Source organism: Streptomyces sp. NPDC005281 (assembly GCF_040607495.1).
GTDB lineage: Bacteria > Actinomycetota > Actinomycetes > Streptomycetales > Streptomycetaceae > Streptomyces.
Window position 1 is genome coordinate 43,475 of the sequence record NZ_JBEXGX010000045.1, and the last position, 10,555, is coordinate 54,029.

Sequence of the window (10,555 nt, forward strand, 5' to 3'; positions counted from 1 at the left end):
GGTTCTACGTCGCTCCCGTTACGGATGGCGGGTGGTGGTGCGGCAGGTGGGGCATGCGAGGGGGCTTCGGGGGCCGTAGCGGTGGATGGGGGTGGCGCACAGGGTGCAGGGCCCGATTTCCCAGGGCGGGCATTTCAGATCTGCGGCGATGACGAGGCGTTCACGGGGGGATAGGCGCAGCGCGATGGGCCGGCTGGGCTGGAGCAGGGTGTGGTCGGGTGCCTGGTCGAAGGTGTGGAGTCCTGTGGCGGATGCGGTCTCGCGTAAGGGGCGCGGGCTGCTGGTGTGGGGGCCGTCTTCGCCGTATCGGCAGGAGCCGTCGATTTCTTCTTCGGTGTAGGTGACGTGTTCGTCGTCGCTCTGGTCGGGTCCGGCCGGTGCGTCGGATGCGCCGGTGATCTCGCGCCAGCGCTGCACATCGCGGGCCAGTGCCCACAGGTAGGTGATGCGCCGTGGGTCGTGGGGGCTGCGGGAGCGCACGGCTAGGTGTTCGCCGTCGGCGCTGGTGATGACGAGTTCGTCGAGCGGGGTAGCACGTTCCTGGGGCAGGCACAGGGCGGCCAGGTACCACCCGCAGTGCCATTTGCCGCACGCGTCGCCCGTATCGGGGCAGGCACGCTCGCTGACGGGCGTGCATTTCCATATCTGCAGGTGGCGGACCCCGGCGCGGATGATGAGGGCGAGCGGGGAGATGATGCGTTGCCAGGGGACGTCGTCGACGCGGGTGCAGGGAGCGCTGTCGATCAGCTGGGAGGTCGCGTCGCCGGTCACCCACAGGGGCGCGATGCCGCGGGCGCGGGCTTTGGCGGAGCGCCGGCGGACGGTGTTGGCGGTGATGGGGGAGTACTGAGCTTCCCATCCGACACGTGCGCCGGCTCCGGTCACAAGGACATCGGTGACCACTCGTCCGTCCTCGGACCGTGCTTCGGTCTGTACGTCCAGACCGTGCCGAGCCGCGGTACGGGCGATCCGTTCCTTCATCGCTTTGTGCTTGTCGCTCTCCTGGGGTGTTGCGACGTGGGTGAGCGGCAGGTGGGCTGCCTCCCAGACCAGCTGGCCGTTGCGGCGTTGACGGCGGACGAACATCCAGGGGGTTTTGCCGTCCAGCGCACATTGGCATTCGCCCCCGTTGCGGTCCTCCAAGCACTGCAGCAGGTCGCGGGCGCGCTGGTTGACAGGCTGGGTGATCTCCTCCAGCAGGTGTTCACGATCGGGGTTGGCGAGGTCTTTGCGGTGCAGGTTGATCTCTATGCCGTACCTGGTGTGAAACCCCCATTGGCCATGCATTCCACGGTATTCGGAGAGAGCAGGTTCAGATAGAGCACCGGCCGCCAGCCGTCACGGGGAAGAGCGTCAGCCGGCCTCAGAGGTTGCGGGGTGCCGGGTGAGAAGCGGGTTCTATGCCCAGCCGACATGGCTCGTACGCAATCCGTACGGTCTATGTCTGCCATCTGTACGGTTCACGGGTAGAGTGTTGGCTAGGAGGTGTTGCATGTCCGAGTTGTTCGACGCGGTGGATGCGTTGGTCGCGTCCCGTTCGCCGTTGCCGCCCGCGGCGGAACGCAAGCGGCTGCGTACCGCGCACGGCCTGACGTTGGATGAGGTTGCTGCGGCCCTGCATGTGCGCCGGGCGACGGTGTCCGGGTGGGAGTCGTTGACGAAGCCGACTGAGCCGCGGGGGCCGGAGCGTGAGGCGTATGCGCGGCTGCTGCGGCAGCTCGCGGAGCTCTACCCCGCCCCGCAAGAGTCGGCCACTCCGGCGCCCACCACGGTCGCCGGCACGCTCGCTCCGGCAGCACCCGCGCCCGCCTCGGTGCAGGCGCGCCCCGTGTCCACCGGTCCGGGGCCCGAGGCGGCGGCCGGGACCGTAACTGAGCACCCCCAGCCCCCTGTTCCCCCTGTCACCGCTGCTCCGGTGGCCGCGCCGCGCCCGCCACGTACCGCCGGGCCATCGTCCACGTCGCGTCGTCCGCCCGCACGGAAGGCGGCCCCGGCCGGCAGTCCGGCTGACGTTGCCGACCCGCGGTTCGAGAACGGGCCGCTGGCTGTCGTCGACGTCGACGCGGACGGTCAGGTTCTGGCGTACTGCGCCGGCGGCCTGATTCTGGACGTGCCTGCCAAGTCCCTGCCGTCCCTGGTGGACTGGACGCTGAAGGAAGCGAAGCTCGGCCAGCCGAGGCTGTCCGGCCCCGGAAAGGACGGCGACCCCCTGCTGGTCCTCACCGAGGCCGCCCTGGAGCGCTACGGCCTGCCCGTCACCCTCGGCGACGCAGAGCGTCTCGCGGGACGAATCCCGGAAAGCCACAAGGTCGTCAAGCAACTGGTGCGCGCCGAGTGGCAGCTGACCAAGCGCGGGTTCGGGCCATGGGCACGGATCTACCGCCCCGCGCAGGGCTCCGACCGCCAGTGCGTGCAACTGTGCATTCCGTCCTGGCACGCGCTGGGCACCCGGCACTGGGGCGAGGTGGGGCAGCTGGCGCCGGCCGAACTCGCCCGCGTCCTGGGCGTGTTCGCGTCCCGGGTGATGACGCCGCGCGGATCGACGGCCGTGACCGGCCTGGAGCTGATGACCGCGCTGCACCCGCCGACCAGGGCCTCCGACCCGGACACCGACGGCAAACGCCACTCCGAGCACAACCCCGGAAGCCTGGGCCGGGATCCGGTCGACCCGGCGCCGTGCGAGGTCCCCGACGGACACCCCCTCCTCAAGGACCTGCCCCGCTTCCACGTCCGGGGACCTGCGGAGAAGCTGTTCGAGGAGGCCTACGACTGGGCCCGGCCGATGACCGACGCCGAATGCACCCTGCGCCACCTGGTCGGCATCGACGTCAACATGGCCTTCGCCGCCGGCGCCAACGGCCTGACCGTCGGCCTGGGTGCGCCCACGCACGTCAAGGCGCCGGTGTTCGACGCGAAGCTGCCCGGATCATGGCTGGTGGACCTCTCCCACGTCGACCTGTCGAGGGTGAAGGTCGGCAAGGACAAGTGGGCGGACCTGGACGCGAGTCTGCTGCCCAGCCCGTTCACCCCGAAGGGCGACCGGCCTCAGGGCCCGGCCTGGTACGCGACACCTACCGTCGCCTACGCGGCGGAACTCGGCTATGAGGTGAGCCCGGTGGAGGCCTATGTGCGGTACGAGAACGGCCGTTACCTGGACGGCTGGTACAACCGGCTGCGCGACGCGTACCTCGCCACGATGGCCGACCTCGGCATCGACGCCGACCTAGCTCCGGCCGACTTCCTGGCGGCGATGGACGGCTACAAGGACCGGGATCCGGAGCTGGCGATCGTCGTCTCGGCCATCAAGGCGACGGTGAAGGGCGGCCTGGGCAAACTGCGCGAACGCCCGCGCGGGGAGGGCTGGCGACCGGGCGAGCCGTGGCGGGCCCTGTCGCGTCCGACGTGGCGGCCGGACATCCGCGCTGCGGTCATCTCCCGCACCCGGATCAACCTGCACCGCAAGATCGTCAAGCATGCGGCGTTCACCGGCCAGTACCCGGTCGCGGTCCTGTCCGACTGCGTCGTCTACGCGGCCGGCGGTGAGAGCCCGCTGGACTTCCTGCCCTACCGGGACGGCAAGTCGCTGCCGGGCGGCTTCAAGCTCGGCATCAACCCCGGCCTGGTCAAGCACGAGGGCACCCAGTCCGTCCTGTGGGGCGAAGAAGTCCGCGAGCGGTTCAACGCACCGGAGCTCAACCTCGCCCGGTACATCAAGGACGGCACCGTCACCGACGCCGACAACGGCGAATAGGGGAGTGGACAGGCGATGAGCATGTTCGGCGACGGCCTGGACGCCGCGGTCCGCAAGGCGTTCACCCGCCCGACGCCCAAGACCGCACCCGCGCAGATGCGCTACCTGGTCAAGCAGTACAAGGGCACGAAGGCGGTTGCCCAGATGCTGCGGATCTCCCAGCGCACCGTCGAGCGGTACGTGAAAGACCAGATCAAAAAACCCCGCCCAGACCTTGCCGCACGCCTGGAGCGCGAGGTGAAGGCCCGCTGGCAGCCCCAGATCCGCGCCAGGGCCCGCAAGAAGGCGGCGACCACCGGCGGCATCGTCATCGACACCCGCGCCCGCCTCGGCTACACCGCTCCGATCGGGTCGACGGACCAGGACCGCATCCGGCACCTGACCGTCGCCCTGCCACCGCAGTACGCCGCCCGCCTCTTCGACGCCCAAGAAGCTGGCGCCAGCGATCACGAGCTCCAGGAGATCGCCGCTGAAGCGCTCAGGGAGGTCTACTTCCAGGACGGCGGCCGCCGGGCCGGCAGCCTGGAAGAAGTCCGGTTCACGGACGTCGAGCATCTCGAGTTCGATCTGTAGTCGCCTCCCGAACAGTCTGCGAGCCCGGACCGGTGTGATGAGCGCGCCAGGTGGCCACGGAGTGCTTCAGGTGGGCACTTCGACACTCGGAGTCGGCCCCTGTTGCTCCGGGAGCCGTACGACCCCGCCGCACGAGACTCTCTACTCGCTGGCCGCTGTGTCGGCATGCCCTTCCCCCACAGCAATCCGCTGAACAAGTTCATCGAGCTGACCGGCGATGATCATCCTGCGGCGCTCCAGTAGATTCCTGTAGACGGTCAGAGGCACGGGTTCCCCGCTGGATGCCGCTCGTGTCAGCGCGAAGCGGGCCTCCACTTCCAATGCCAGGTAGGCCCTGCGGCGTGCGTGAGCCGCGCGCTGATGCACCTCCGGCTTCAGGAAGGCGATGGCAGCGCTGAGTCCCGCGCTGGCGAGTGCCAGCACGGCCGCCGGGATACGGGCATCTGCTGAAGAGAGCCCCGTTGCGCCCGAGATCCCGGCCAGTACGGCAGCGGGCAGTCCAAGCGCGGCATGGGTGAACCGCCAGAACTGCCGACGGAAGCGGTTCTTCCGGGCTTGTTCTTCGCACTCGGTCTGAAGGTCGGCGACCTGACCCCCCACGACGTCATCTGCCATGGAGCGAGCCTGCCAGCCGCGACTCTTACCTGGACGGTGTATCCCTGTTCCGATCGCCACTCTGGCCAACTGTGCGCTCAGAGTGGCCCACTGGCGCGCTCCGACGGCAGTCGCATCGGCGGCGGCCTGCGGGTACGGCAGCTGCGCCCGCTCGTCGAGGGGCAGACCGTGGACCCTGGCCACGCTCGCCGACGCGACCGGACTCGCCTTGGAGGACGTCGTCGGGCTGGTCCAGGAGCTCGCTGGCGGATGGGGCCGGGGAGTAGGTCGGTCATTGAGTGCCGCGAGGACGGGGGTGGCTGTGGAACGATCAGGGTGAGTCCGGCGTGTCCTTGGGATGGCCAGCTCTCCGGCCGGGGCGCTGGTCTGGGCCGGGCGATAGGGGGTGGCACCGGTGTCGGAGGCGCAGGACTGTCCTCTCGAGCGGTTGTCTGGGCAAAAGTCCGGCCCGGTCGACCTTGATCGGCGGGAGCGGATTCTGGGTCGCCTGCGCCGGTTCGGCCCCGATGCGTCTCCCAGGCCCGCAATCCCTGGAGCCCCAGCCGCGTGTCGAATCGCCACTGCCTGGCTGGCTGATCAATCTACTGACACGACCTCAGCACCTGTGGCAGGGTGCGGTGATCGGGTCAGCAGACGATAGGGGGTCCCCGTGGAAGCACGGATGTGGAACGGACCGGTCGGCGTCGCGAAGGAGACGTACACGGCCTCGCTGGGCGAGGTGCCGCGCCCGCTGATGATGCCGCTGGTGCGCGGCGAGCTGGACGGCTGATTTGAGTCCGCCCGCTCAAGACCTGCCCGGACGCGCTCGTTGGGATCGCCGAACTCGCGAACATCGCTGCGGCGGCTGGCGCGGACGAGGTCGTCCTCGCTTGAGAGACCCACGACGTCGGCACCGCCTAGGAACTGCCCATCGTCGGCCCGGCGCCGTGCCTGAATAGGGGTGCTCGCCGCCGCGACGGCCACGTCCTGCACCAGTTCCCCTGCAACGAGCAGTTTCTGTCCCGCAGCCCGGAGGGCTGGGTGTCGGTCGCCCCGGATTGGAGGCCGTCCCCCGCAGCCCGGCGGCGAACTGCGCCGATCAATAGCGCCGTTAACTTCTCCTGCACCCGATTGAGCTGGACTACCGCGACCCGTTCGGCGTCACCGTCGTGCCTCACCGAAGCCTTCGCCCGCTGAGCCGGCGCACACGAGAGGACCGAAGCTGTGGCCCGCAGTCTTGACGACGATGCGCCTCGCCGGATCAGTGAAGCCGATGACCACCTGAGTGCCGAACAACGGCAGACCGAAGCCGATGAACACGCCTTTCTGCGCAAGCTTAGACACGACGTGAGGCAGACGGAGCGGGACCTGGTGCGGCGAAGGCGAAGGGTTCGTTTAATGGCCCTGGCCCTGACCGTGGCCGGCGGCGCGATCATGGCGGGCCTGGTGTGGACCGTGTTGACCTGGGGCTCACCCTCCCGACTCCTGCGGGTCGACATCACCTGCGCACTGCTGGCGCTGGTCTCCGGCCTCGCCGCCTGGGTCGCCGCGCCTCCCCGCGGGCAACTAGGCCTGGCCCAGCTGGAGGACGTGCTCGCGACGAACCGCGACGCCCTGCGGTTTCTCAGCGCGCTCATCCACCCGACGCTGAAGGAACGGCGCAGCCTCTACCGCGAGGATGTGGCCGGGGTGATCGAGCAGCATCGGACGGACAGCCGCAAGTACCGGCTCATCCACAACATGCTGCAAAACCTCATCATGATCGGGTCTGCGACCACGACCACCGTCGCTGCCCTGGACACCCGGAACCAGTTCACCTGGCAGAACATCACGATCGTCGCCATCGGTTTCACCGTCACGCTGGCAGCCGCCTTCACCGGCTACTACAAGTACCGCGAGCGCAGCTACTTCCTCCTCCAGACCGCCGATGCCATCGAGGAGGAGGCCAACGCCTTCACCCTTGGCGTCGGCCCTTACAGTGACTTCGATGCCGACCAAGACCAGCAGGCACTCAAGCTGTTCACCCAGCGGGTCGAAGAACACCGCAACGAGCAGCGGCGCCGGCAGCAGCAGTTGGACCAGCCCGCCGACCACACCGCGCCTTCCGGCCAGCCGCCGACGGCCTGACCTTCCGGGTTTCTTTGAGCGCGCGGGGCAGGGGGCTCGCGGTTCCCGCGTTATGCCTTGGCGTACGCGGGGGCTTTAACCCGGCGCATCCTGGGACGGGTGTCACCCGCAGGTCACAGTGGGTAACCGTTTCTGCGCAGGGGTGCATGGACTGAGCCACCTTGGATGGAACGCTCCCCGACGTGAAGGCCACAGGGTTAGCATCCGCAGGTTCTGCACTCGGGGGAAGGTGGACGGATGCTGCGGTTCCGGGCCTGGTTTGAGTTATGGGGTGCGAGGGCCTTCGACTTCTTGAGCGGGGAAGACAAGACCGAGATCTACCGTCGATGCGTGCTGGCCGCGCTCGACGAGCCTGAGACGGAGAAACTGCTCGGCAAGCGCGAGGGAGTGGACCACGCCGCCGTCATGGAACATATGAGGACGGTGCGGTACCACCGCTACGTTACGATCCGTTGCCCATCGCTTCCTCTTGACAGGGCGATCGCAGAACTCGACGAAGCGCAGGACAGGTATGAGAGAGCTGTAGATGCGACGCAGTGGGACTGGCGGGTGGTCTGCTCCCTCATAGCTGGCGGGGCACTAACACTGTTGATCTTTGGTGGCCCACTCGTCCTGCTCGTAGCGGCTTTGATAGCGGCAGCCACGATGGTGACGCTGGTATGGCGAGGCTCAACAGCGTGGTCCAACCTGAAACGGTGCTTGATTGCCGCCGGGCTGGAGGTCGGCTGGCTGATTCAGCGCGTTGAGGTGGGAACATGCGCCGTCCGCTGGGGTGAAGACCTCCAAGAAAACGGCACCGGCCCCGTAGTGGCCGATCTTGTCCGCCACATGCTGGGTGACGACCCCGACTCCCTTTTCATCCCGGACGACTATGAATGGGGCCTGCGCGCGCCTCGAGCACCGGGCTACATCGTTGAGAACGGGGCCCGGCGGCAACTGGAGCGCAAGCTCACCCATCTTGAGGACGGCACCATCGCCGTCTGCGGCCCGCGAGGCGCAGGCAAAACGACACTGCTGGAGCAGTGCGTCAAGAAGGCCGGCTTCGGCGTGATCGTTCAAGCGCCGGCCACCTACGCTCCGCACGACTTCTTGCTGTCGCTGTCAGTGCAGTTGTGCGAGAAATACATGCGCAATCAGGGCTATGAACCCACCGGCTTCGCGCGACTGTCGCCCACACGCAGGCTACTGCGACGGGTACGGCTCCAGGCTAAGCGGCTGAGCCGGTGGAGCTCCTTCGCAGTACCGGCCGCCGCCTTGGTGGTGCTGGGTCTGACCGCCTCGGTGCGCTCCCTGTATGAGCAGTACGCCACGTCCGCATCCGACGTCGTGCACAGGTACACCAACGCGATGCACGACGACGTGACGGCGATCTGGCAGGGCCACACAGTCGTCGCAAGCCTGACCGTCACGATCGGCGGGATCGCCTGGTGGCGGTCACGACACACCGCCTGGCTGCCACGCATGCTGGGACGATTGTGGATGCGCTCCATCAGACGCATCGGGCTGCTCCTGGCCTGGGCATCCGCTGCCACAATCGTGTGGGACGAACAGATCCGCCAGCAGGCCCGGCACCTCCACAACACCCAGCCCGAGGCCTTCTACCAGGCCGTCGGCTACGCAATCGCCCTGCTGCTCCTCTGGGGCTTTTTGCGACTCGCCAGTGATTCCGAAGTCGAGTTTCCCCTCGGAAGATGGCGTATCTCCCTGGAGACGGTTTTCCGCCCCCTCGCCGCCTCTGCCGGGATTTACCTGCTGCTGTTTCTCATCGCCAATCCGCAGATGCGCTCCCTGCTCGCGGACCCAGAGAACCCGCTGCGGCTGGCGGGCGTCATCACCGGCGTCCTCGTGTCGAAAGCAGGGGACTGGCACCCGCAGCCGGAAGAACCAGAGTTGGTTACCCGGTGCCAAAACCACCTCTACCGTCTCCAGACCATCCAGCAGACTGCTCACGGCCTGACCACCGGCGGCAGCGCCCAGATCCTGAGCCTGGGCACTAACCACTCCGCGTCCGTCTCCACAATCCCGCCGAACTACCCCGAACTGGTCGAAGAGTTCCGCGAACTACTCAAATGCATCGCAGTCGAGAGAGCCGGAGCGGGCAAGACCGTCGTGATTGCCATCGACGAAGTGGACCGCTTGGGCGCGGACACCGATGCTCTGGCGTTCCTCCGAGAGATCAAGGCCATCCTGGGTGTTCCCCTGGTCCACTACCTGATCTCGGTTGCCGAAGACGTCGGAGCCGCCTTCGTTCGCAGAGGCCTGCCCCACCGGGACGCCACCGACAGCTCCCTGGACGACATCATCCACGTCCAGCCCAGCACCCTCAGCGACTCACGTGCCATCCTCGCCAGGCGCTCCCAGACACTGAAAGACCCCCACATCCTGCTCGCTCATGCTCTGTCGGGCGGCATCCTGCGCGACCTATTGCGCTACGGACTACAGCTCCGCGAGACACAGGACAAGACCCAGTCCTACGAGCTCACAGACATCTCCCGCCACCTCATCCTGGAAGAACTGGCGGAAACTTTTGCGGGCTTCCGGACCCTGCTGAGCAAACAGCAGTGGACGCACGACACCTACAGCGTCCTCGCGTCGTTCCGCACTCTCAGCAGCTACCTGCGCGACCCCTGCCCGTGCGTAGAAACGGACATGTTACGCACACTGAATCACTTCGCCTTCTATGCCGACGGTCCTCGCCCACATTCCGCGAACGCGGACGACTCATCGCACCGACCACCAGGCGACGCGGATCTCAGCAGAGACGCACGCCAGCTCATAGACGAGGCATCTACGTACGCCTACTTCTCACTCACCCTGCTCGACATATTCAGCGCCGAGGGGCTCGAGCGCCGCACACAACTAGCAGCGGAGCACGGGCAGGACGGCGATCCTGAACGGCTGGCCGACGCACGACAGGAACTCGGGATATCGCCCTACAGTGCGCGGCCCTTGATCGACACCATCCGAAAGGCGTGGTCGCTGCCTCACGGGCCGACCCCTGGTGATCGTGTCCCGGCATCAGCTGTGCGATGTCCCCGCCACGGTCGCCGCCCGAACATTCCGTGAGGTCGAATACCGCGGTTCCAGTTGACGCCTCCTGCGCAGCTGCCCTGTGGCTTCACCGATGAGTCGTGGCCCCACCCAACAACGAGTTCTGGCCCCACTTCCTGATCTTCATGGCCGGAAATAACAACGAGAGTTGGCCCCATCTTCAGGCCGCTCTGCCGCCTCCCCTGCGCGGGTCTGACGTGAGAGTCTTGGCCGTTGACGAAGGGTTGGCGGTATGGCGGAGACGGCAGATCGAGGTGGCCGGACGGTCCTGGAGACGCTGGAGCGGGGCCAGGTCTGCAAAGGGGTGGTGTCGTCCATCGAGAGGTTCGGCGCGTTCGTCGACATCGGGGGCTTCCACGGGCTTGTGAACGTAGCCGAGTTGACCTGGGCTCATCACTTCGAGGCGGTGTCGGACATCGTGGAGGTGGGACAGGAGGTCACCATCGTGGTCCTGGACGT

6 protein-coding genes and 1 pseudogene are annotated in these 10,555 nt (G+C 67.3%); 5 read left to right on the plus strand and 2 right to left on the minus strand.

Going from position 1 to position 10,555, the window contains the following annotated elements:
- Window positions 1–18: 18 nt before the first annotated feature.
- Entirely contained in the window at window positions 19–1,287 is a 1,269-nt protein-coding gene (locus ABZV42_RS38180) for a hypothetical protein (protein WP_356056148.1), read from the minus strand.
- Between the two features lie 205 nt (window positions 1,288–1,492).
- Between ABZV42_RS38180 and ABZV42_RS38185 the strand changes: the two genes are divergently transcribed.
- Both ABZV42_RS38185 and ABZV42_RS38190 read left to right on the plus strand, forming a co-directional pair.
- The gene (locus ABZV42_RS38185) at window positions 1,493–3,751 is read left to right on the plus strand and encodes a helix-turn-helix transcriptional regulator (RefSeq protein WP_356056150.1); all 2,259 of its coding nucleotides are present in this window, start codon (window positions 1,493–1,495) and stop codon (window positions 3,749–3,751) included.
- A gap of 15 nt (window positions 3,752–3,766) precedes the next feature.
- Complete coding sequence (locus ABZV42_RS38190; RefSeq protein ID WP_356056152.1) at window positions 3,767–4,324, plus strand: XRE family transcriptional regulator; 558 nt, start codon at window positions 3,767–3,769, stop codon at window positions 4,322–4,324.
- 141 nt (window positions 4,325–4,465) lie between these two features.
- Here the strand turns inward: ABZV42_RS38190 and ABZV42_RS38195 are convergent, their stop codons facing one another.
- Window positions 4,466–4,939 carry a hypothetical protein gene (locus ABZV42_RS38195; RefSeq protein WP_356056155.1) on the minus strand — a complete coding sequence of 158 codons (474 nt, stop codon included), beginning with the start codon at window positions 4,937–4,939 and terminating at the stop codon, window positions 4,466–4,468.
- Between the two features lie 1,203 nt (window positions 4,940–6,142).
- Here ABZV42_RS38195 and ABZV42_RS38200 point away from each other — a divergent pair.
- The 3 genes and pseudogenes from ABZV42_RS38200 to ABZV42_RS38210 form a co-directional block, all read left to right on the plus strand.
- The gene (locus ABZV42_RS38200) at window positions 6,143–7,045 is read left to right on the plus strand and encodes a DUF4231 domain-containing protein (protein WP_356056157.1); all 903 of its coding nucleotides are present in this window, start codon (window positions 6,143–6,145) and stop codon (window positions 7,043–7,045) included.
- A gap of 237 nt (window positions 7,046–7,282) precedes the next feature.
- Entirely contained in the window at window positions 7,283–10,111 is a 2,829-nt protein-coding gene (locus ABZV42_RS38205; protein WP_356056159.1) for a hypothetical protein, read from the plus strand.
- A 244-nt stretch (window positions 10,112–10,355) separates the two neighbouring features.
- Window positions 10,356–10,555: pseudogene (locus ABZV42_RS38210) on the plus strand (S1 RNA-binding domain-containing protein); the annotation flags it as partial.